Annotated in this window: 22 protein-coding genes; 9 read left to right on the forward strand and 13 right to left on the reverse strand. The window is 40.6% G+C overall.

Annotated elements, in window-relative coordinates:
- Positions 1–8: 8 nt before the first annotated feature.
- Positions 9–518: a DinB family protein gene (locus HB912_RS08355; protein WP_185373700.1), complete on the reverse strand. Its 510-nt coding sequence runs from the start codon at positions 516–518 to the stop codon at positions 9–11.
- A 208-nt stretch (positions 519–726) separates the two neighbouring features.
- Positions 727–1,680, reverse strand: a complete 954-nt coding sequence (locus HB912_RS08360; protein ID WP_185373702.1) for an alpha/beta hydrolase — start codon at positions 1,678–1,680, stop codon at positions 727–729.
- A gap of 130 nt (positions 1,681–1,810) precedes the next feature.
- Here HB912_RS08360 and HB912_RS08365 point away from each other — a divergent pair, with 130 nt between their 5' ends.
- Positions 1,811–2,248: a MarR family winged helix-turn-helix transcriptional regulator gene (locus tag HB912_RS08365; protein ID WP_185373704.1), complete on the forward strand. Its 438-nt coding sequence runs from the start codon at positions 1,811–1,813 to the stop codon at positions 2,246–2,248.
- 391 nt (positions 2,249–2,639) lie between these two features.
- On the opposite strand, the gene HB912_RS08370 is transcribed toward HB912_RS08365, so the two are convergent.
- The 4 genes from HB912_RS08370 to HB912_RS08385 form a co-directional block, all read right to left on the reverse strand.
- Complete coding sequence (locus HB912_RS08370) at positions 2,640–2,984, reverse strand: hypothetical protein (RefSeq protein ID WP_185373706.1); 345 nt, start codon at positions 2,982–2,984, stop codon at positions 2,640–2,642.
- A 167-nt stretch (positions 2,985–3,151) separates the two neighbouring features.
- Positions 3,152–3,958, reverse strand: a complete 807-nt coding sequence (locus HB912_RS08375) for a Cof-type HAD-IIB family hydrolase (protein ID WP_185373707.1) — start codon at positions 3,956–3,958, stop codon at positions 3,152–3,154.
- The gene (locus HB912_RS08380) at positions 3,951–6,329 is read right to left on the reverse strand and encodes a helicase C-terminal domain-containing protein (protein WP_185373709.1); all 2,379 of its coding nucleotides are present in this window, start codon (positions 6,327–6,329) and stop codon (positions 3,951–3,953) included. The genes HB912_RS08375 and HB912_RS08380 overlap by 8 nt, the downstream gene beginning before the upstream one ends.
- Before the next feature lie 118 nt (positions 6,330–6,447).
- Positions 6,448–7,095, reverse strand: coding sequence for a uracil-DNA glycosylase (locus HB912_RS08385; protein WP_185373711.1), 648 nt, complete (start codon positions 7,093–7,095; stop codon positions 6,448–6,450).
- Between the two features lie 172 nt (positions 7,096–7,267).
- On the opposite strand from HB912_RS08385, the gene HB912_RS08390 reads away from it, so the two are divergent.
- On the forward strand, positions 7,268–7,777 hold the full coding sequence (locus HB912_RS08390) for a DUF2165 family protein (RefSeq protein ID WP_036073803.1): 510 nt from the start codon (positions 7,268–7,270) through the stop codon (positions 7,775–7,777).
- Positions 7,778–7,823: 46 nt separating this feature from the next.
- Here HB912_RS08390 and HB912_RS13295 read toward each other — a convergent pair whose 3' ends face one another.
- Complete coding sequence (locus HB912_RS13295; RefSeq protein WP_280529517.1) at positions 7,824–7,955, reverse strand: hypothetical protein; 132 nt, start codon at positions 7,953–7,955, stop codon at positions 7,824–7,826.
- Between the two features lie 164 nt (positions 7,956–8,119).
- On the opposite strand from HB912_RS13295, the gene HB912_RS08395 reads away from it, so the two are divergent.
- The gene (locus HB912_RS08395; RefSeq protein WP_036073804.1) at positions 8,120–9,628 is read left to right on the forward strand and encodes an IMP dehydrogenase; all 1,509 of its coding nucleotides are present in this window, start codon (positions 8,120–8,122) and stop codon (positions 9,626–9,628) included.
- 38 nt (positions 9,629–9,666) lie between these two features.
- On the opposite strand, the gene HB912_RS08400 is transcribed toward HB912_RS08395, so the two are convergent.
- The 4 genes from HB912_RS08400 to HB912_RS08415 form a co-directional block, all read right to left on the reverse strand.
- Entirely contained in the window at positions 9,667–10,338 is a 672-nt protein-coding gene (locus HB912_RS08400; RefSeq protein WP_185373713.1) for a WxL domain-containing protein, read from the reverse strand.
- A gap of 25 nt (positions 10,339–10,363) precedes the next feature.
- On the reverse strand, positions 10,364–12,688 hold the full coding sequence (locus HB912_RS08405) for an L-type lectin-domain containing protein (RefSeq protein ID WP_185373714.1): 2,325 nt from the start codon (positions 12,686–12,688) through the stop codon (positions 10,364–10,366).
- On the reverse strand, positions 12,672–13,697 hold the full coding sequence (locus tag HB912_RS08410) for a DUF916 domain-containing protein (RefSeq protein WP_185373716.1): 1,026 nt from the start codon (positions 13,695–13,697) through the stop codon (positions 12,672–12,674). The genes HB912_RS08405 and HB912_RS08410 overlap by 17 nt, the downstream gene beginning before the upstream one ends.
- Positions 13,698–13,784: 87 nt before the next feature.
- Positions 13,785–14,432, reverse strand: coding sequence for a Crp/Fnr family transcriptional regulator (locus tag HB912_RS08415; RefSeq protein ID WP_185373718.1), 648 nt, complete (start codon positions 14,430–14,432; stop codon positions 13,785–13,787).
- Between the two features lie 288 nt (positions 14,433–14,720).
- Here HB912_RS08415 and HB912_RS08420 point away from each other — a divergent pair, with 288 nt between their 5' ends.
- The 4 genes from HB912_RS08420 to HB912_RS08435 all read left to right on the forward strand — a co-directional run bounded on the left by HB912_RS08420 (position 14,721) and on the right by HB912_RS08435 (position 19,949).
- On the forward strand, positions 14,721–15,464 hold the full coding sequence (locus HB912_RS08420; RefSeq protein WP_185373720.1) for a LytR/AlgR family response regulator transcription factor: 744 nt from the start codon (positions 14,721–14,723) through the stop codon (positions 15,462–15,464).
- 32 nt (positions 15,465–15,496) lie between these two features.
- Positions 15,497–16,753 carry a GHKL domain-containing protein gene (locus tag HB912_RS08425; protein ID WP_185373722.1) on the forward strand — a complete coding sequence of 419 codons (1,257 nt, stop codon included), beginning with the start codon at positions 15,497–15,499 and terminating at the stop codon, positions 16,751–16,753.
- Between the two features lie 141 nt (positions 16,754–16,894).
- Complete coding sequence (locus tag HB912_RS08430; protein ID WP_185373724.1) at positions 16,895–19,153, forward strand: bifunctional metallophosphatase/5'-nucleotidase; 2,259 nt, start codon at positions 16,895–16,897, stop codon at positions 19,151–19,153.
- Between the two features lie 118 nt (positions 19,154–19,271).
- Positions 19,272–19,949, forward strand: coding sequence for a VIT1/CCC1 transporter family protein (locus HB912_RS08435; RefSeq protein ID WP_036073828.1), 678 nt, complete (start codon positions 19,272–19,274; stop codon positions 19,947–19,949).
- Between the two features lie 44 nt (positions 19,950–19,993).
- On the opposite strand, the gene HB912_RS08440 is transcribed toward HB912_RS08435, so the two are convergent.
- Both HB912_RS08440 and HB912_RS08445 read right to left on the reverse strand, forming a co-directional pair.
- Positions 19,994–21,349 carry an MATE family efflux transporter gene (locus HB912_RS08440; RefSeq protein ID WP_185373726.1) on the reverse strand — a complete coding sequence of 452 codons (1,356 nt, stop codon included), beginning with the start codon at positions 21,347–21,349 and terminating at the stop codon, positions 19,994–19,996.
- The gene (locus HB912_RS08445) at positions 21,346–21,795 is read right to left on the reverse strand and encodes a MarR family winged helix-turn-helix transcriptional regulator (protein ID WP_185373727.1); all 450 of its coding nucleotides are present in this window, start codon (positions 21,793–21,795) and stop codon (positions 21,346–21,348) included. The genes HB912_RS08440 and HB912_RS08445 overlap by 4 nt, the downstream gene beginning before the upstream one ends.
- Before the next feature lie 171 nt (positions 21,796–21,966).
- Here HB912_RS08445 and fsa point away from each other — a divergent pair, with 171 nt between their 5' ends.
- Both fsa and HB912_RS08455 read left to right on the forward strand, forming a co-directional pair.
- A complete protein-coding gene (gene fsa / locus HB912_RS08450) occupies positions 21,967–22,611 on the forward strand; it encodes a fructose-6-phosphate aldolase (RefSeq protein ID WP_185373729.1) in 645 nt (214 codons plus the stop codon).
- Positions 22,608–22,958 (forward strand): SH3 domain-containing protein, encoded by a 351-nt coding sequence (locus HB912_RS08455; protein ID WP_036073835.1) that lies wholly within the window; start codon positions 22,608–22,610, stop codon positions 22,956–22,958. Before fsa ends, HB912_RS08455 begins: the two co-directional genes overlap by 4 nt.
- Positions 22,959–23,115 lie beyond the last annotated feature (157 nt).

Genomic DNA, 23,115 nt, shown 5'->3' on the forward strand with positions numbered 1-23,115 from the left:
AATATCCATTATTTCCCGATCACTAATCTTCTTGTATAAACCGCTTGTCCAGAGTGCATTACTGCATCATCAATCGCCGATACTAGACGAGCTTGACGTGTCACAGCAGGTGTCCAACTTCTATCAATAATTTCTTCAAGTGAAGATTCTTCTACATTTTCCAAATATCCTTTCACAAATTGCACGCTTGCTTCTAGATAATCAATCAACAAATTTTTATCCGAAACGACTACTTTAGCCGCTTCCTCCGGCGTATGTTGCCAGTCTTGCGTATCATCTGGTAAATCTAAAGAAAATTTATCCGTCCACCCCGCGCTCAGCCATAAGGGTTCTTGGTTTGCAAGAGCAGAAACTTGATAATCGAGCTCACGTGCTGTATGCCAAATCAACCAGGTGACCGACTTAATAAGTGGCTTTGGCATCGTGTTTGCTTCATCTATGTTCATTTGTTCTAAAGTATCCAAAAAACGTTCTTTCGCCCGGTCTAAAGTTTCAATAGATAGTTGAGTGATTTTCATAATTGTTCTCCTCCTAGTTTGTTTTCTTTTACAATCTTTTATCACTCTTTATTCTTCCCTCTATTCTAAGAATGAATCATGATTTTCTAAACCCTAATCCGTTTTTTCACACTGTATTCCGTCTCTCTTTTCCCATCAAAAAAGCGCTTATCTCTATATCTTTATTTAGAGATAAGCGCTTTTTGTGTTCTAAGTTACAGCTAAATGGTTACAAATTATTTTTTCGATTAATCCACTCAGTCGATAAAGTCATTGCCGCGCGTGCAGCTTTTGTTTGATCTAACGAATTAACCATCACAAAATCGTGAATCATTCCTTGGAATCTTGTTTGAGTCACTTCTACACCCGCATCTCGCAATTTCCGAGCATATGCTTCCCCTTCATCACGTAAAACATCGGCTTCTCCATTTAAAACCATTGCAGCTGGTAAATCTTTCAATTCATCAATAGTAGCTCTTAGTGGAGAAGCTGTAATTTGCGCGCGTTCCTCCTCATTCGTTGTATATTGATTCCAAAACCATTGCATTCCTTCTTTAGTAAGGAAATAATTTTCCGCAAATTCATTATACGATTCCGTATCAAAGTTAGCATCCGTCACTGGGTAGTAAAGTAGTTGTTGTTTAATAGGCAATCCCGCACGTTGTTTTGTCATAATAGTCATTACAGTAGCCATATTTCCTCCAACAGAATCTCCAGCAACTGTTAGACGACTAACATCCATTTTCTTAGATTCCGCAATGGCAGATAGTTGTTGTAAAATCGCATAATTCTGTTCAATCGCTGTTGGATATTTTGCTTCTGGAGACAAAGTATATTCTGGAAAAACAACAACGGAATTTGTTCTCACGGCAAGTTCTCGAACTAGCTTATCATGTGTTTTTGCACTACCAAATACCCAGCCAGCACCGTGTATGTAAAATATAACTGGTAGTACCGCATAATTTCCAGCAGGACGAATGAATCGAACATTAATCGAACCATATTCCCCAGTATCCATTAACTGATCTTCAATATCTACATTGTACTTATTTACCGGCGATTCTTGTACTTGTTCAAGCAATGCTCTTCCATCTTTTGGATCTAATTCATAAATACGCGGATGAGGTGCATTTGCCTCACTAAATTCAATTGCCTCTTTTTCTAATGAAATTCTCTTTGTCATAATTAACCACTCCTTTAAATTTATAAACTTATTTTAATCGCACGCGATTAAATCGTCAAGGATTTAAACTTGTGTGATTGTTTTTTTTGTTCTACACTATAGAAAAATGCTAGAAATGGAGTCATGTTTTATGAATTCTAAAAAAAAATTACCGCCTTTAAGCGACCATCTTTGTTTCTCACTTTACGCTACATCACGTGCTATTCAGCGTCTTTATCATCCTACTTTAGAAAAAAACGGCCTAACTTATCCTCAATATTTAATCCTTGTAACACTGTATGATTTGGAAACTGTCTCACTGAAAGAATTAGGAGAAAAATTGGATTTATCCAGCAATACTTTAACTCCTCTTTTAAAAAGAATGGAACAACATGGCTTGGTCGAACGATTGCGGAGCAAGGAAGACGAGCGTGTTGTTAGGATTACTATTACAGACCTAGGTAAATCCAAGCGGGAAGAATCTTATAATCTCCCTGATATTCTTTTGAATCGCTCTAGTTTAACTCCTGAGGAAATGAATGAACTCATTCGACTGATTGGCCTTTTATATGAAGATACTCGAAAATGATTTATCTGTAGACTCATATATCCTTGTATTCATGTCATATTTAACCGTGAAGAAACAAGTTACAAACTATACCAACAAATATGAATCTTGGAGAGAACTCAAAAAAGAACAGAATTGCTATAGATTCCATTTTATATGTGGATTCATTAAGCGGTTTCTGTTCTTTTAATTTGATCAATTATTCTTATTCCAACTTTTCCCATATGCATAGAAAGCAAAACATTCTTTTAGCTATAAAAGTTCAATCAAAACCTCCAGTTTCTCACTAAGTGCTTGTAACGCCATTTTTCGCTCATCTGTATTCCAGACTATAAGACCTCTCTTTATGTACTAGCTTCCTAAAAGAGACAAGAAGTAAAAATCCTATTTTTTGTTTTTACAAGCAGTGTGCTTACGAAGAGTGTGGCGTAAGATAGCGAGTGTTACATTTGGGATTTTTACTTGATAAATCGCGAACTGAATTTCTACAGACTTTTTTTCGGTGTATTTCTTGATGCTCTATTCGCTCATAACGATGATACGAATGCTTGCGATTCCGAAAAAGTTCTAAGGCTCTCCTTGTTAAAATAACAGAATAAGGCACTCCTGCTCCATTGTAAACAACCGTTAAAAATCCGTGTCGATTCAAGCGTTTCAAGTTATGGTAATGCGCTTTTAGATAGCCTCGATCTTTTTCTACGTGACTTTCATAAAGATAAATCAATGTCTGATAATCTATTTCCTGTAATCTTTTCACCTTTCCATCTCCTGTGTATTTTTTCACAAAAAATTATACGCTTTTTATAAAAAAATACAATTTATTACATATATAGGTCATAATTTGCAGAAAAGAGAAAATTAATGCAAAAAAGTCCAGAACTCTAAATTCCAGACCAAAAACTTTATAATTTGTTAACTCTGCCCTTAAAAGCCCCAAGTTCGAAGTGCATGTGCTACGCCATCTTCATTATTGGTTTTCGTAATGTAACGTGCCAAGCTTTTTATTTTCTCTGTCGCATTTCCCATCGCAACTGGCACTCCTGCAAATTCGAACATTGACACATCGTTTTCGGCATCGCCAAGACACATCACATCGCTTGGCAAAATCCCCCATTTTTCACTAAGAGCTTGTAACGCCGCTCCTTTACTTACATTTTTATGCAGAAATTCCAAATTATAGGGCACACTGCGGACAATATAATAACGCTCCTTGAGCTCATCCGTAAGCGCCGCCATCACTTCTTCAATTTTTTCCGGCTCATCAAGTAGCATCACTTTTGGAATTCGAATCGCCTCACTCGCTTCGCTTACGAGTTGCGAATAAAGCGGCATATTCAAAAGTAAAGAGTCACGCGCCGTCAATATTGAAATTTCGCGGTGTGGTACATACATTTTTTCCGCATCAAAATACGTCACATGAGCCGAATGCGCATCGCAAAACTCAAAAATTTCTTCTAACTCTGTTTTGTTAAGTGCTTGATCTGCCACAACTCGCTTCGTTTTCGTTTCAAGCGTCATCGCGCCATTCATCGTGATTGCTACATTCCCTTCACGAAGCAAATCAAGTTCCGCAAGACTTTGGTGAATCCCGTCAAGCGGTCGCCCCGTGCAAAGCACTATCTTGATATCTCGTTTTTTTGCTTCTCCAATCGTCCGCCTTACTTCCTCCGTGATCTCATACCGGTCGTTCAAAAGCGTTCCGTCAATATCGATTGCCACTAGTTTAATCATTCTTCTCCGCCTGCTCCTCTCCAGAAAAACCGTCCCCTAAAGTGTACGCGAAGTTCCAAAAGCGCGCAAGTTCCCGGTCTAAAACCTTTGGGCTAGAAACGGACTTCCAGTTTTGCCAGTGCCTCGGAAATTCGCTTACGTAGCGCGGCTCATTAAACCGCTGATCAATTAAAAGCACGATGCCGCGATCTTGTTCGCCTCGAATCACTCGCCCCGCCGCTTGAAGCACCTTGTTCATCCCAGGAATTTGATAAGCATAACGATACCCAGATGCCGCCTCGCGTTCATCAAAATGAGCCTTCACAAGGTCAAGCGCTCGGTTTGGCTGCGCCAAACCGACACTCACAATGGCCGCCCCGATCAGCCTTGTGCCCTTTAAATCTACACCTTCCGAAAAAGCACCGCCTAAAATGGCAAATCCCGCTACAGCGTGCCCTTCTTGAAATGCCTCCACAAATTCTGTTCGCGCTTCTTCTGGCATGTTAGGCTCCTGGATACGTGTTTCCACATCTGGATGGGCATCCGAAAAACGTCTGTAAACCTCATCCATGTAGGCATACGACGGGAAGAAAAATAAATAGTTGCCACGCTTAGCTTCAACCATCTTAAAAAGCGTTTCAGCAATCGAAGCGTAGCTTGATGCCCGTCCTTTAAAGCGGGTATCGATATAGGATAGCGTTAAAACTTGTAAGTGTTCCATCCGAAATGGCGAAGGGAAGCTCAATCGACTCGTATCCGTTTCCCCGCCAAGTAATTTTGTATAGTAGTCGAGCGGGGAAAAAGTAGCCGAAAATAGGATGCTTCCCGTTCCAAGTTCCATTCGTTCCGCAAGCAACTTCGATGGATCCAAGCAAAGCTGTTTGATTTGGGTATCTTTTTTTGCTTCCACGAGCGTTTGATAGTGTTCATCGTAAAATTCAGCAATCTTGCCGTAAGACCGTGCTTCAAAAAACAATTCCAACACTGCTTGATGCGTATCAGTTGAGATTTCTTTCCCAAGCCATTCTTGCGCGACTTCCTGAAATGCATAAACTTTTTCATTAAACGATTTGAGCGCCTCTTTTTGCACCCATTCACCTGTCTCTGATGTTACTTCTTTACTGATTTCTAGCATTTTTTTATTCAGCTGATCAAGCGCCCGGTGAAGTTTTTTATCCTGTTTAGGGACTTTCCGCAACACATCCAAAACTTGCCGTTTAGAAAGCGCCGCCGAGTACATTTCTTTTGCTCGGTCAACGAGATTATGCGCTTCATCGATCAAAAACGTATAACGACCATTCGTATCTGCAAAAAAGCGTCGCAAATAAACGGTTGGATCGAAAACATAGTTATAATCACAAATAATTAAATCTGAAAAAAGCGCAGCATCAAGCGATAATTCAAACGGACAAACTGTGTGCTTCCGCGCATACACTTCAATAACTTCTCTTGAAAGCGTATCTTCATGTTTTAACAAGTCAAATAAAGCTAAATTGATGCGGTCAAAATAGCCGCGCGCAAATTCGCAATCCTCAGGGTTACAGCGGCGTTCTGTTAAAAAGCAAATTTTATCTTTCGCCGTAATTGTCGTGCTTTTAAGACGCATTTTTTGTCGTTTCAATTCCTGCACGGCATCTTCTGCCACTTGACGGGTTGCCGTTTTGGCAGTCAAATAGAAGATTTTCTCGGTCTTCTCTTCCCCAATCGCTTTAATGGCTGGAAAAAGTGTCGAGATAGTCTTTCCAATACCTGTTGGCGCTTCACAAAAAAGTTTTTCTTTTGCAGCAATCGTTCTGTAAACTGCAATCGAAAGTTCACGTTGCCCTTTGCGATAATCTGGATAGGGAAAATCAATGTGCTTGATTGTTTCCCTGCGCTCTTCCCGAAAATCATGCATCAATTTGGCAAACTCAGCAAATTCCTCAATTAGCTCCTTGAAAAATTGCTCCATTTCAGCAAGTGTCATCGTACGTTCAAATCGTGAAATGGCCTCTTCTTCAAGATGAAAATAAGTCAGCCGCAAGCGAATACTTTCTTTTTTTTCCTGGACTGCATAAAAATAGCCATATAAAATCACTTGCGCCCAGTGAACCTCGGCTCCTTCACCTTCAAAATCTATCGTCGCCACATGGGTTGTTTTGATTTCATCAATCAGCTCGCCGTCCACAATCCCGTCAGCACGACCATGGATGCAAAACTGGATGCCTTTTTCTTCACATTCAAAGGCAAGTGGAACTTCACTTTCATAGCCCTCACCCGCTTCTTTTTGAAGTTTTTTGTGGATTTTCGTTCCTAAAACCGCCCGGTCTGGCTCACCCATCCGGCTATCGATGCTGCCAGATTTTTTCACAAACTCCACTAAATGCCGCACCGAAATTCGCACCTCTGCCATATTAACCACTCGTTCCGTTTTCTACAAGTTTATCACAAGAACATTCGTTCGTAAACTAGAAACAGGGAGTTTGGCTAGCCCACCTTAAGCGGCTTAACCGAACTCCCCGTTTCTTGCCTTACCAATTTATTTTCTCTTCTCCTAACTCCTCAAGCATGGCATTCATCTGGCTAAATGGCTTGCTGCCAAAAAAGCCGCGATTCGCCGAAAGTGGGCTTGGATGAACGCCCATCAAAATTTTGTGCTGCGAGTTCGTTACAAGCGCAGCCTTTTTTTTCGCGTCATTTCCCCAAAACACAAAAATGACAGGTTGCGCTCGGTCGTTTAAACTGCTAATGATTTGATCGGTGAAGGTTTCCCAGCCTTTCTTGCGATGTGATCCTGCTTTTTTTATGCCATCAACGGTCAAAACGGTATTAAGTAACAAAACGCCTTGCTCTGCCCAGTCCGTTAAATCGCGTTTCGTGCGCTTAATGCCGAGGTCACTTTCAAGTTCTTTGAACATATTTCGAAGAGATGGCGGAAATTTGGCTTCGTCTGAGGCTACCGAAAAGCTCAAACCGTGTGCCTGGGATTCGCCGTGGTATGGGTCTTGCCCGAGCAAAACTACCTTTACGTCGTCATAAGGCGTTAGCTCAAGAGCCCTGTAAATATCCTCTTTCGCAGGATAAACCGTTTCTGTTTGATAAGCTTGCTCTACAAATGCTGTCAATTCTTGAAAATAAGGTTTTTGTTTTTCTGTATTTATCAGTTCTTGCCAGTTCATCACTCTTGCCTCCTCGTCTTTTCTAGTATAGCGAATCAAAAAGCTTACGCCAAATAAAAACAGATATTCACACATTGGACATTGTTTTCTTTGATAATCGTTACTTAGTTCCGCCTTAGTCAGGTGAATTTGTTCTAATCTCAATTAGGTAGTCAATAAAGGAGGAAATATCATGCAATCATTAAACTGGCAAAGAATTATGCAAATCATCGTTGTCTTTCTATTTGGTTTTTTTGCGACATTTGTCTTTTTGGGGAATCTGATGGACTTCAATTCCAATTATGAATTTGTCCGCCACGTTCTTTCAATGGATACAACGTTCAAGGGGAACGATTTAATGTGGCGCTCAATCAATAATCACACAATCTGGCTCATCGCTTACTGGGGGATTATCATCGCAGAAGGCGTTGTCGCTTTCCTTGGTTGGTTCACAGCCATCAATCTCTTGCGGGCTTACAAAAAACCAGCAGCTGTATTCAAATCCCGAAAATGGTCCGGCTACTTGATGTTCATCCTCATTTTCCTAATCTGGTATGTTGGTTTTGTCGTAATCGGCTCCGAATGGTTCGCCATGTGGCAATCCGAGTCGTGGAATGGTAAAGAAACTGCAATGGGTATCACACAAGTCGCACTCGGAATGCTGATCGTGTTTATGTTTCCAGAAAAGGATTCCGCTGAATAAAAATCAAAAATAGAAACCGCAATGACTCGCCTAAATAAAAGGCAAATCATTGAGGTTTTTGCTTTTTAGGCTTTCTCCCACCTGATGCAATCGTGTTTTTTGTAATAATGATATAGTCTTTTCCGGGAACCAAAATGAGCATGATAACTAAAAGTAAAAAACCATAATAATTGATCATTTGCACCCCCACTTTTTTGGTTGGTGTTTTCCCAGTAACATAACGATTTTACGAATTTAAATGCTTTTTTGCTTTCTTCTCTGAAAATCAAGCGAAGGCATTGACATTATACCCGGTTACTGGAATAATGAAAGTATTTAAAACTTAAAAAGGAGTGTTTTGCTTTGGCATTTTATTTTAGTGAACCGTCTCGTACGTTTAGTGAATTTTTACTCGTTCCTGGGTATTCCTCTTCCGAATGTATTCCAACAAAGGTGGATCTTAAGACACCGATTGTAAAATTTAAAAGAGGTGAAGAACCTGAGCTTACGATGAATATCCCGTTAGTCTCTGCAATCATGCAAGCTGTTTCGGGCGATGAGATGGGAATTGCACTTGCTAAAGAAGGCGGCGTTTCGTTCATTTATGGCTCGCAATCCATTGAAAGCGAAGCAAAAATGGTTGCACGTGTTAAAAATCATAAAGCTGGTTTTGTTGCGAGCGACTCCAATATCCGTCCTGATCAAACACTGCAAGATGTTCTTGACTTGAAAGAAAAGACAGGACACTCCACAATGGCTGTAACAGAAGACGGCAGCCCCAACGGAAAATTGCTCGGCGTTGTCACAAGCCGTGATTACCGCGTAACGCGCATGAGTCCAGACGAATTAGTTCGTGACTTCATGACACCGTTTGAAAAACTAATCACCGCACAAGCAACAACAACGCTAAAAGAAGCCAACAATATCATCTGGGACAACAAACTGAACGCACTCCCACTAGTAGATGAAAATGATCATTTAGCTTATTTCGTTTTCCGCAAAGACTACGATTCCAATAAAGAAAACCAGCTTGAATTGCTCGATAAAAACAAAAGTTACGTTGTTGGTGCAGGAATCAACACACGTGACTATGAGGAACGTGTGCCCGCACTCGTTGAAGCAGGTGCTGATATTCTTTGCATCGACTCGTCAGAAGGATTCACTGAGTGGCAAAAGCGCACGCTAGACTGGATTCGCGGCAAATACGGCGATACAGTAAAAGTTGGTGCAGGAAATGTTGTAGATCGTGATGGTTTCCGCTTCCTCGCTGAAGCAGGTGCCGATTTCGTAAAAGTTGGTGTTGGCGGCGGTTCAATCTGTATCACGCGTGAACAAAAAGGAATTGGACGTGGACAAGCAACTGCTGTCATTGATGTTGCTAAAGCGCGCGATGAGTACTTTGAAGAAACCGGTATCTACATTCCGATTTGTTCCGATGGCGGGATTGTTTATGATTACCACATGACACTCGCACTTGCAATGGGTGCAGATTTCATCATGCTAGGACGTTACTTCTCAAGATTTGATGAAAGCCCAACAAACAAAGTCAACTTAAACGGTACGTACATGAAAGAATATTGGGGTGAAGGCGCTAATCGCGCACGCAACTGGCAACGTTATGACATGGGCGGCGATAAGAAGCTTTCATTTGAAGAAGGCGTGGATTCTTACGTTCCTTATGCCGGTTCGCTAAAAGACAATGTGGCCATCAGTTTAAATAAAGTTCGTTCCACGATGTGTAACTGCGGTGCGCTCACGATTCCTGAATTACAACAAAAAGCGAAAATCACACTCGTTTCAGCGACTTCAATCGTTGAAGGTGGCGCTCACGATGTTGTTGTAAAAGATGCTTCAAACCAAACTATGAATTAAATAAAAAAGAAGGCGAATCAACTGATTCGCCTTCTTTTTTATTCTGGTGCGTTAGCAAGCGACCAAGTGAGTGTACTTGTATAAGAACCTACTTTATTTCCTGCAGGAATCGTTAAGGAAACTGAGTTAGCTCCTTCACTCGTTTTAAATTTACCTTTCCATGTCCCCATTCCTTCATCTACGCCCGACCGTAATAAGGTCTTAGCTGATGTATCACTCACACCGTAAGTTTGAGCAGAAGGGGTTGGCGCAGCTGACGTATTTGTTGCATCTACTGCTTCTGGGGTAATTTGCCCGATACTTAAAACAGTGCCCGATAGTTGTTTCGTTTCATCTTCATTATTTTTAAAAGGTGTCGCGCTAAGTTTAAGCGTCCAACCTGCACCACTTCCTCGATTGTCTGTCACTTGAACAAGTGGATTAGAATTTAAATCTGGTAAAGTGAGAGTTGACCCAGAAATTTCAACTTCTCCAAACAGAAAATTAGGTACATAGTCGATACTTAACGGCCCCGCATTACCTGTTTCTGTCCCGTCTTCCGGCTTTACTGTTTCTTCCGGATCTAACGGAGTTACTCCCCCTGTTGGGCTAATAAGTTTTACTGTTCCAGAGGTTGTTGCTCCCTCTACATCTTCCGCAAAGACCTGGACGCCTCCGCTTGTTAGTACCACACATCCTACTAAACTAGCTATTAATAATTCTTTTTTCAAATTCTTTCTCTCCTTTTTACTCGTTTTAAGGCGCTTCAATTAGCTGCCACTCAATTGTTGCTTGATATGTTTCAGCATGTAGCCAAGGAGCAAGTTCTAAATAAAATCCTGCCTCTCCTGCTTGATCTACCTGTGTTATTTCCTGCGAATCAGTCTGCAACAACTCTATCCCCACTTCATCAATCACACTTTGTTCATGAGCCCTATTCTGATATATAAAAGCATCACTAGGAAGCTTGTGTCCTGCGGTGCTATTAAATCCAGCCTTTGTTCCATCCGCCGAATCAATCAACCGGGCACGAAGCGCAATATTAGATTTTTGAATTCGCTTATCTTCAATTTGAATCGGACTAAGTGTTGTCTTTACTTTCATTTTTTTCTCAGGAAGAGCAGTTTCTAACGTAAAATCTTGTGGAGCCGCACTAAACGAAACTTTACCATCCACTAAAAAAGTAAGATGAGCTTTTTGAGACGTAATACCCTCGCTATCTATCGCATAAAGTATAACGTCGTGTTCACCAATCGCGAGTTCATTTGTACTTAAGCTCCATTCGAAATTTTGCGATGAACCCGGTGCTAAATTTTCTTTAGTACCAAGCTCAACAGGCTCGCCACCATCTAACTGATAGAAAAACTGTACATGATTGCTATCTTCATCCCGCCAAGTCACTTGGAAGTTTGCATCACCTCCTTTAAAAATCGTTTCTGCTTCATTGACAAGCGAAAAATTTTCGATAACGGGAACATTTTTTTTGGTGAGGACAGACTGAATGGTTGCACTTTGGCTGACGAGATTGGTCGCTGTTACTTTAAATTCATGCTCGCCACTTGCTAGCGCCGCAATTTGCTCAGCTGAAAGCTCTAGGCTCCATGCCCCGCTCCCTGTCGAGCTGTCTACTTTTTCTTGATGAATTTGTTCCTCGTCCAAGTAGTATTCCAAGTTTAAGCTTCCCTTGTTAAGATCCTCAAAGCTTCCCGAAATAGCTTTTACTTTGTCCGTATCTAGCACTTGCCAGTCTTGATCCTCAGAAAAAGCAAGTTTTGGCGCGACATTTGTTACTGGAATCATTGTAAATTCTGGGGCAGAAACAAGTGCGTTTTCACCATTATATTGTGAAGTTAACGTAACCAGATCACTTGAGATGTCAGACGTGAAATGTCCCTTATAAGAAATCACTATCTTGGAAGGTAAATTGCCTTCAAGTCCTAAAGTCGGACCAGTTGTCCCCTCTACCGGAAAGTTTAAAATACCATCTACAAGCATTGAATCATCAAGCGGATAACTTTGAGCTTGCCCGCCTATAAATGCTGTGGCAGTAATACTACCCGGTTCTAGTACAAAATTAGGATCCCCTGTCAAAATTGCCTTTACTTTTTCCCAGTTTTGCTTTCCCCCGAGATATTCCACCGAATAGTCGAAACGTAAAGTTTCATTTATATGAACCTCACCCCCATCCAAAACTGCTTGATCACGTGTCTCGTTATAAACTTCAATCTTCGGATCTACTTCAACTAAATTGGGGACCTCTTGAAAAACAACCTTCTGTGGTGCCGCATAGGTCCCCGTTGAACCTGTAAATCCCCAGTATACTTGCGTATTTGTTGCTAACACACGATTATACAACTCTTCATAAGGTACGTTGACAACAGTTGAGTTATCGATAACATATTGAAATTGCTTGCTCTCTGCATCCCAATCTACATCTAACCGAATCCATTTATCGTCCGTTAAAAGATAACTAAGCGGATCATGATGAGCAACTGCGCGCTGAGTGTTAAACCAAGCCCACCAGCTTGTATATTCTGTTAAATCACCTGGCCAAATATAAGCAACATGTTGTCCCTTATTTGTGGTTGGCAAATTTTGATCAAACCAGCCATCGTTATCAGTTATATTACTAAATAAATCAAATTCAATCGCCAAACTATTTAAAATCCCAGCAGAATTCTCATTGCGTTGCTCTCCTAAATAGCCAATAGATGAAGCATTTGATGTAAACCAGGTCGGCGAATCTGTTACAGCTTGAAAAACGAGTGCCATCCCATCTCCAACATTCGCGACATTCTTGCCAAAATATAGATAGGTGGATAAATGAAAACTTTTGGTAAAATCTAACAAATTGTTATTCGTGCTCCAAATAGAACCGATGGAATTACTAGTATTCGGCGTGATAGTTACAATTCCGTTTTCATCAACAGAAGAAGTCGAACCTTCTTTTATTTCAAAGATTCCATCCATTTTCTTAATGTGCGCAGGTGGTTCAGCCGCTGCTTGCACTTTAATTCCAGATGCAGTCACACTTCCTAAAACAAAGCCTAAACAAGCCAACCATTTAACTGCCCTCTTCATTTTTCCTTCTCCTTTTCAGCAAGACAAAGATAACAATGGCAAGAAGCAAGAGAACCGCAATACCAATAATCAAGACATTCAGAAAATTACTCTCGTGCTTTTCTTCATCTGTTTGCACCTGCTTAATTTGATCGCCTGAGATCGTGAAATTCTTCTTCAAATGCCAGACTTCATTTTCGCCTTTGACGGTCAAAGCATAGCTGTATTTTCCGCTTGGAAAGTCATCTAGACTAACCTTTTCAATTAATTGATAAACGGAATCTGGCGCCATTGAAAATGTCCGCTTCTTGATTTCTTGAATTTTCTTGCCCGAGTGATTTCGGATCTCTCCTTGTAATTCATATTGCGAGAGTATCCGCGAAGCCTCATTCGTTAGTCCAACGCTTGTAGCGGGGAGATCGTTCCATTTTGTTAACTTCGGCGTTTTTAAAGCGAATTGTTGTTGCTCTTCCTCTTCGTCCACACGCACTTTACAGCCAATAACATAGGCATATTGATTTTTTATCGAAACGCCTTCTTTTTTATCATCCACTTGCTCCGCTTGATTTTTTTCATGAATATAAAACCCACCAAGCAACACGCCACTAAATGCTTTTTTAGGAACTTTTAGCGTAAATGAAACAGTCCGTGTTTCATTTGGTTTAAGCGTCACTTGCTCCTCACCTTCCAGCAACTCTTCTATTGAATAAGGTAAACTTGTGGCAAGTGTGCTCTTATTGTCTCCACTGTAATCAATGTCCCCGCCTGTTCCAGTCCGAGCGGTATGCGGCTTAATTTCAAGCGTTAGCTCCTCACTTCTAGCATTATGCACCCGAAGTTGCAAGGTTTGCCATTCCCCTGGTTTCGCCAAAAGATCAAAGTAAGTTTTCGCTTGATCTATTTGGTTATCTGGAATGATAGCTTCAACATAATAGGCCATATCGGAACTTGTATTTTTCGCTAACGTTTGTGCTGGATATATTAAGCAGAATGCTACTAAACAAACTACGATATAAAATATTTTTTTCATTCGATTCTTTATCCCCTTATACTAGATACTAATTTGCATGCGTTATTTAAAAATCAGAAAAATATACATAGATGTTTTATGCAACTTTCAATTGTACAGGTTTGCTAAAGCCTTGTAATTAATTTGCCATGGCATATTTTCTTGTGTAATAATATCTTTATCTTTCAAATGTTGGATACTCCTTGAAGCCATATTGCGTGAACAACCACTTAACTTGGCAAGCGTAACGATTTTAATCCATTTGGGCAAAATAACTATTCCGTTCGCAACTTCCTTTCCAAACTGTTCAACCAGTTCTTGTAAAACGGAAGCCACTCGCTCTTCTGCCGAAATTAATACTCGCTTCGTTTGGCTGTAAGACCATTTTTGTGCCTTGCCTAACTCCTGCAAAAAGAAGTTACTAAGAAGATGTTTTTGCTCCAAGTAATTTAGAAATTCACGTGCATCATATTCACGCAAAGTTGTTTGTTCTGCTGCTTCAAGTACCGTTTCTCCTATTTGATTATTCTGTGGATCAATCGTATAGATATAATCATCCATTTTAAAACAGCGAAGAAAAGTACTTTCATTACATAAGATGAGAGCACCCCGATCAATCAGTAAAATTCGATCTTTTTCAAGAGGAATTCGATCACCTTTTTGAAAGTGACGTTTTTTACCAGTCAATTCTTGGCGCACCATATTTTCGATAAATTTGTCTTTTTTCAGTATCCGATAGTAATCCAAATATTCCATTTTTACACCCCAATACTTTTTTTCAATTTTATTGTGGGTTAGCACTTGGATAGTATTGTTTTCGAAGAATTTCTTTGTTATATTAAAGTATAATTGTTATTTTCTTACGTGTTTATATGCAACAAAGTAAACTTTTGTGCAAAACCCTAGTCATTTATGGCGATTTTATGTCAAAATATAAATAAAATATTTTACATTTCTTATTTTAATGATAGTATGTTTTTTATCTCGCTGAAGAACATTGCAACCATGATTTTGCACTTATTGTCATTTTTTGAGGTGATCAAATTGAGGCTATTCATCATAGAAGATAATTTTTTACAAAAAGACTATTTGGAAAAGACACTTACTACATTTTTAGAAAAGCGACCGATTACAGTTGAAATCGAATCGTTCTTAAATGCAGATGAATTTCTGAAAGTGCACAAAATTGACAGTATTAAACGCACAGATGCTTTTTTGCTTGATATTGATTTTAAAACGCGGATGGATGGAATTGATTTGGCTGAAGCGATTCGTGACAAAAATGCTTATTGCTCCATTTATTTTGTCACTGGGGATGAGCGTAAAGCAGAAGAAATTATCAATCGTGGAATTCTCCCTTCAGGTTATGTCATTAAAAATCCAGAGCGGATTGAAACAGTGGAAGAACAACTGATTGAAATTGCTCAAAAGCTGATTTCGGATGCTCAGTCACATTCAAGCGTTTTTGAAATCAAACAAGGGAATTTGTCACGTTTTATTGATATGAATGAAATTATTCTAGTTGAAAGCATTCCACACCAACGAGGTTACCTGAGGTTACACACTTTAAAGGAAAATATTATTTTTCGCTCATCCATTAGTCAGCTAGCCCCACAACTAAATACACCTTTTATGATGACTAATCTAAAGTCCTACATTCTTAATCTCAACCAAATTCAATCAATCGATAAAAAATCGGGTTATGTGCAGTTTCGTTCTGGCTATGAAATTGTCGTCAGTAAACGGATCATAAAAAAAATCCTAGATGCTTTCGATGAGCTCTATTAATGTTCATCGTTCTAGAAAAGGGAGTGGTTTGCTTGTTTATTATTGAATTTAATTACTCGCTGAATCTACTCTTCATTATCTTTTTTCTAAGTTACAAGCTTCTTTTGAATAAACGGCAGACAACGATGATGCTTTTTTCCATTGTTGTCCTTTTTGCTGTTCTCTATTTTTTCGGTGACTTTTTCTCAATCAGTTTCGGTCTTGCGTTCATGTTTTTACTTATCTTCACATATTTCTATCTATTTACCAAAAAATGGTTGTTATCTGCCATTTTATTAATCACTGTATACACTCTAAACGGTTTTGTTTGGTTTTTAACTTTTGATTTTTCACGTTTGTTTTGGACGGAGCCTCCACTGGTTTTAGCGGTGATTAACCTTCTTCTTACCATGCTGTTTGCATTCATTCTTCGCCAACTACTCAAAAAGTTTAATTTTTATGCGATGTTTGATCATCTTGTAAAAAAATACTATTTGTTTTCATTTATTTTAATCACGGGGCTTTTCATCGTAAACTCTATTCACTTTTTCTATCCTTGGCCAACTACTTTTGGAAATCTCTATAGTTCTCTCATTATTTTTCTTTATTCAACAAACGGCATCATCTTTACCGCTTTTTTCATTCGAAGTGAACTAAGCCAAGAAAAATTGAATCATTTAGCTAGCCAATCGGACTACTATAATATACAATCCGAAAACTTGCATGACTTTAAACATGATTACAACAACATTTTGCTTTCGCTTGCGCTCCACATTAAAAAAAATGAAAATGAGGAGGCTCTGCGCCTGATTAAGGATCAAACACGCTATTTTAATGATAATATTTTCGATCAAAATGAAACGGCACTACTCAAAATTGGTGTTCCACCCGTCCAAGGTTTATTGAAACTTTATACAGATAAATTAACGCAAGAAAGCGTCCCTTATTCGCTCGTCGTTCCTGATACGATTAATTACGTTGGGATTGATTTAATCGACTTTATTCGGAGCTTTACAATTCTTTTAGATAATGCGTTCGAGGCTTCAAAAAGCGCTCCAAACCCCTTTATTGAAATCAAATTGGTGCATTCGGATGGAAATTTGGTAGTGACTGTCGAGAATCAAATTGACCCAAATGTTTCGATTGATACGGATAAGATTACGAAAAAAAGTTTTACGACGAAGCCTAATCACAAAGGACGCGGTCTCGGCATTTTGTTTAAAATTATGGATCGTTATGATTATACGGAAGCGTCTATTCAAGTGGACAAGACAACATTTATTGCTGGATTTCACATTTATTCGTTGTAGGCTTTTTAACAGTTTCTTGAAAAAGGTTTAATCTTATTTACGTAACTTTCACTTATTTCTTGTTGTTATTCCCTTTCGGCTTTGCTAAAATGTAGCTGAACGTTTGTTGTTAAGCGTTTACAAAAAGGAAAAAGGGAGAGTATGCTTGTGAAAAATTGGAAGAAAAAAATGGCACATTTAGTACTCGCAACAAGTTTAATTTTGGGAATGGCTTTACCATTTAACGGGGGTAAAGCAGTTGCAGCTGAACCGCTTGTTCCGGTTCAATTTTTAGGGATTAATGATTTTCATGGAGCGCTTGATACGGCTTCTAAGGATGCTTCTGGAAATGCGATTGGTGGAGCGGACTTTCTTTCTGCTAACTTAGATCTTGCGCAAGCCGACTTTTTGGCTCAAAATCCGGGGGCTGATGCGGGGAACTCAATTCGTGTTCAAGCTGGAGATATGGTTGGCGCAAGCCCCGCTGTTTCAGGGCTACTTCAAGATGAGCCCACGATGAAGGCGCTTGATACGATGGACTTTAAAGTTGGGACTCTCGGAAACCATGAATTCGATGAAGGGCTGCCTGAATACAAACGAATTCTAGACGGGGTTGCAACAGACAAGTTCGGACCAATTGTTGCGAATTATCCACGTGTACAAAGCAAGATGGAAATTGTCGCGGCAAATGTTGTTGATAAAGGGACAACGAATGTTGCCGAGGGCTTCAAGCCTTATACCATTCAAAATGTCGGCGGGGAGAAAATTGGTTTTATCGGGATTGTGACGACTGAAATTCCAAATCTTGTGCTTGCAAACCATATTAAGGATTATGATTTTCTTGATGAGGCGGAAACGGTTGCGAAGTATGCGAAAATTTTGCGTGATCAAGGGGTCAATGCGATTGTGGTGCTTTCGCATGTTCCAGCGCTTTCGGATGGGAATCCGAATTTAGGAACGGGGAAAGATGTAAACGGCGAGGCCGCTAATATGATAACAAAAGTCAATCAGCTCGATCCAGAAAACTCGGTCGATCTTGTTCTAGCCGGACATAATCACCAATATACGAATGGCATTGTGGGGTCTACGCGGATTGTGCAAAGCTACAACAATGGAAAGGCTTTTTCTAATGTTACGGGAGAAATTGATCCAGAAACGGGAGATTTCGTGAAAACGCCGGATGCGAAAATTACATATAATACGCGTTCGGTCACACCGGATGGCGCTATCACGGCGATCACAAAAGATGCAGCTACACGGATCGCAGATACGATTAATGAACCGATTGGAAAAACAGAGAATGGAACAATTACTCGGGAAACAAACCAAAGCGGTGCGGCAATTGATGCGAAAGAGTCTGCCCTTGGCAATTTGATTACGGATGCGCAACTTGAGATGGCAGAAAAAGCGGACGTGAAGGCTGATTTTGCGATGACCAATAACGGTGGTATCCGCGCTGATCTTGTAACGGATGCGAATCATCAAATTACTTGGGGAGCTGCTCAAGCGGTTCAGCCATTCGGGAATATTTTACAGGTGGTCGAACTGGACGGGGCTATGATTCTCGAAGCGCTTAATCAGCAATATTTAAGTGATGAGCGGTATTTCTTACAGATTTCGGGATTGAAATATGAGTTTACGGATACAGATGACCTCGAGCATGCTTACAAAGTAGCGAATGTGACCACTAAAGATGGGGAGCCGCTTGATTTAAGCAAAACTTATAAAGTTGTGATTAACGATTTTCTTTACGGGGGCGGGGATGGTTTCTCGGCGTTTACCAAAGGAAAACTCGTTTCAGCGATTGATCCTGACACGGAAACGTTTATTAATTACATTAAAGCCCAAACGGCGCAAGGAAAACTCATTTCAGCGAAAGAAGAAGGTCGTAAAACTTATAAATCCGCAGAACAGCTAGCAGAGGAAGCGGTAAAAGCGATTCGGGATGCGACTCGTTTTGATAAGTTGACCGACAAGGATTCGTTTTTGACTGGGGTTACACTTGGCGGGGCTTCGCTCACTGTTGAAAAAGCGGGTATAGCGAAAGCAGAACGAAGCTTAAAAGTCTCACCTGCTGTTTCTAGTACAGCTGGTCCATCTGGCGCGTTTAAGTTGGCTGTCTCCTCGCTCAAGCTTGCTGCGGGCGACGAACTGACGGTGCACGTGACGGACAAGGCTGGTAATCGTGCGGCTTTCACAGTTCAAGTTGAAGCGAGCGAAACCGAAGTGCAGCCGGAAGTTCCAGATTCTAGCGACGATCCTGTCACGAGCACAGAATCGAAGCCCCAAGAAAAACCTTCTTCAACTACTCCTGCAGGAAACAAAGGCATCCTCCCTGCAACAGGCGATTCTGCGGGTCTTGCTTCGCTTGCAGGAATCTTCCTTACCAGCCTAGCTCTATATCGACTTAGAAAACAATAATCATTTTCTTTGCACAACTTGCTTCTTTTTGAAGAAGCAGGTTGTGTTTTTTTATGAACACTTTTCGTTGAATGCCTTCAAAAACGGGTATAAGAAAATAAAAGAAAGGAGCAAAGTTATGAAAAAAATGACATTAAGTGAACGGCTCAACGTCTTGCGGGCAGGCGTTCTCGGAGCAAACGACGGGATTGTTTCGGTGGCTGGGATTGTTATCGGGGTAGCCGGCGCCAGAACATCAACGTTCACAATTTTGATTTCCGGTATTGCAGGTCTTCTTGCTGGTGCACTTTCGATGGCAGGCGGAGAATATGTTTCAGTGAGCACTCAAAAGGATACTGAAAAGTCGCTTGTCAAAAAAGAGCGGGAATCCTTGAAAACAGATTATGAAGGCGAATTACAAAAACTAATTGAAATTTATAAAGCGAAAGGTCTGTCTGATGAATCGGCGCATCAAGTGGCTTCTGAACTGATGAAAAAAGACGCACTTGGTGTACAGGCCCAGGAAGTTCTAGGTTTTAAGTTGAACGATTATGCTAATCCATTCAGTGCAGCGCTTTCCTCCCTGTTTTCATTTTCAGTAGGAGCTATTTTGCCACTGCTTACGATTACCCTTCTTCCAGCTTCCATTCGAATCTGGTTTACATTCGTTGCTGTACTAGTGGCGCTTGCCATTACTGGATATACAAGCGCTTATCTTGGAAATGCTCCAACAAGACCAGCTGTCCTTCGAAATTGTTTCGTGGGCATGCTAACCATGGTGATTACATATATTGTCGGACATTATGTGGGCATTTAACAAAATCCAAATGAAAAGCGAAGGAGCACTAGCTCCTTCGCTTTTTAACGAACCATTTCTGTTTCCCGGAAAACTTTCCGCCAAGTCGTTGCCAAAATGATCGCACAAACCGAAAAGGCTAAAAGGTCAGCAATCGGGAAGGCATACCATACGCCTGACAAGCCAAAGAAGTTTGGCAAAATGAGAAGTAGCGGCACAAGGCAAATTATTTGCCGCATCAGAGAAATAATAAAGGAAATCCGCGCTTTTCCGAGGGCCTGATAAAGACCGCCACAAACAATTTGGAAGCCAATCGTCGGCGCTGCCAGTAGCATGATTCGGAGCGCTTCTTCACTTTCTGCAATCAAAACTGGGTCAGATGAGAAAATTCTCGCTAGTTCTGCTGGGAATATCTCTGCAACCGCAAACGCGATGAGTGACAAAATCGTCGCAACGAGCATCCCTAGTTTCACCGAATGACTCACGCGCCCAAACTGTTTCGAACCATAGTTAAAGCCAACAATCGGCTGCATTCCTTGCGTTACCCCATTAATTGGCATGATCGCGAACGATGCAATTCGGTTAGCTACACCGAACGCCGCAATCGCCATCGTCCCTCCATAAATTTGTAGCATCCAGTTAACCGCAATCGTAACTACACTTCCAGACGCCATCATGATAAACGATGGGAAGCCAATTGCCACAATCCGCAAACCAATTTTCATATCCATTCGCAAACTAAAGCCTTTAAGGGATAACGTGCTTTTACCCGATAAAAAATAAAATAATAGCCAAGCTGCTCCAATCGCTTGCGCAATAAGCGTCGCAAGCGCTGAACCACGGACGCCCATATGAAGTCCCATAATAAAAATTGGATTCAAAATCATGTTGATGACTGCTGAAATAATCATTGTAAGCATGGCTGTTTTCGCATTTCCTTCTGAACGGACAATGTTATTCATTCCCATCCCGAATGATTGGAATACAGCACCAAGTAAGATAATTTCTAGAAACTCTTTTGTCATTTGATGAATTTCGGCTGGTGCACCAAACATGGTAATCAGTGGATCAATAAAAATAAAAGTTAAAATAGCAATAAGTATACTTGAAAAAATGACTAGCCAAATAACCTGATGAAATACCGTGTTCGCTGTTTTTTGTTCGCCAGCACCGAGCGATCTAGAAATAATTGATGCGCCCCCGATACCAAACATCGCTGCCATCGCCATCAAAATCATCTGAACTGGGAAGGCAATCGAAAGCGCCGCAACCCCATTCGGTCCGACACCATATGAGACGAAAATCGTGTCGACAATATTGTACATCCCCATAACGAACATCCCCACAAATGCAGGAATGGAAAGCCTCGCCATCAAAGAACCAATACTATCTTCACCAAGTCTTCTACTTTGTTCTTTCATACACTTTCCTCCTTTTTAGCCGCACAAGTTGCGTTTTCTGCCATTTGGACGACCAAACGAAAAAATTCCGACCTTTCTTGCTCCGAAAATCCTGCTGTTAAACAGTCGTTCCACTGTTCTGTTAGCCCCTCTATTAACGTTTTTTGCGCCAACCCCTTTTTTGTTAAAAAAATACGCTGGATACGCTTGTCTTTTTGATCTTGCTCACGTCGCACGAACCCGAGCTCCATTAGCCGTTTGATGTGTCTTGTCACGTTTGCCTTATCAACTGAAAATCGCTTCACAAACGCTTCTTGAGCAAGTCCGTCTTCCTTGTAAAGCGTGAACAAGTAGCGGAGTTGTCCAACACAAAGTCCCGTTTCAGTCAATCTGCTGTCTTTGAAAATATGTTCCGAGCGATGAATCATCGCCATTGATTTTACAATCGCTTCATGTCTTTCTGTCAATTAAGTCGCCTCAAATCTTACTATTTTCGCAATAAAGTTGCGCAGTCAACTAATCTAGTTTACTAGAAATTAGTTGACCATGCAACCAATTTTTAAGAAAGCACAATCAAGGCATAAATAGGTGGATTGCGTTATAATGAATGAAAGCGTTTTAAACAAGGAGGAAGACTAATGAAATTTTTTATTGATACGGCAAATGTAGACGAAATAAAGAAAGCAAGTCGCATGGGATTTATTGATGGCGTCACAACCAATCCTTCTTTGATTGCAAAAGAAGGACGGGATTTTAAAGAAGTGGTAACAGAAATCACTTCGATTGTTAACGGACCGATCAGCGGGGAAGTGGTAAGTTTAGAAGCCGATAAAATGGTTGAAGAAGGTCGGCTTGTAGCGGCTATTCATCCAAATATGGTTGTTAAAATCCCTATGACAGGTGAGGGCATGGCTGCCGTCAAAACGCTACATGAAGAGGGAATTAAAACGAATGTCACACTCGTTTTCTCAGCTGCGCAAGCGCTACTTGCTGCACGTGCTGGCGCTTCTTACGTCTCTCCTTTCCTCGGTCGACTAGATGATATAGGTCAAGATGGTTTAGAACTCATCAGCGACATCTCAGAAATTTTCGCTATCCATGACATCAAAACAGAAATCATTGCGGCAAGCATTCGCCATCCAATCCACGTAATCGAATCCGCCAAACTTGGTGCAGATATCGCAACCGTGCCGTTTAAAGTATTTGAACAAATGCTAAAACACCCACTGACGGATATTGGAATTGATAAATTCTTAGCGGATTATGAAGGGACTAAAAAATGAACAAACATTTCATTGTAAAAAAAGCTCATCATCCAGATGTTGCTAAGCCACTTTTCGCGAATAAAAATGAAGAAATTTGGGTGTTTGATGAAGATAAAACGTATCCTGGGTGGATGCTTTGTAAAATCAAATCAAGTGGCGCTGAAGGCTATATCCCAGAACAAATTATTGCCCGCGTTCCAGATAGCAAGTCGGGAACCGTTTTGGAAGATTATTCCGCACGCGAGCTTGACGTTAAGCCGGGTGATAAGCTTGAAAGCAACCGAGAATTAAACGGCTGGGCGTGGTGTATCGATGAAGATGAAACGGCTGGTTGGGTTCCACTTGAAAATTTGAAGGAAGAATAAAAAAGAGAGTTGTGCTTTTTGCACAACTCTCTTTTTTTATTTACCTATAATTTACTCTCCCTTCAGCACTAAAAACTAATCCGCACTCCCTTCTTCCCAGCAAATTATTTTCAAACCTTTTCAAACTATGAAATAATAGAAGAGAAAATCGCAGGAA

It is taken from the genome of Listeria aquatica (assembly GCF_014223975.1).
Classification (GTDB): Bacteria; Bacillota; Bacilli; order Lactobacillales; family Listeriaceae; genus Listeria; species Listeria aquatica.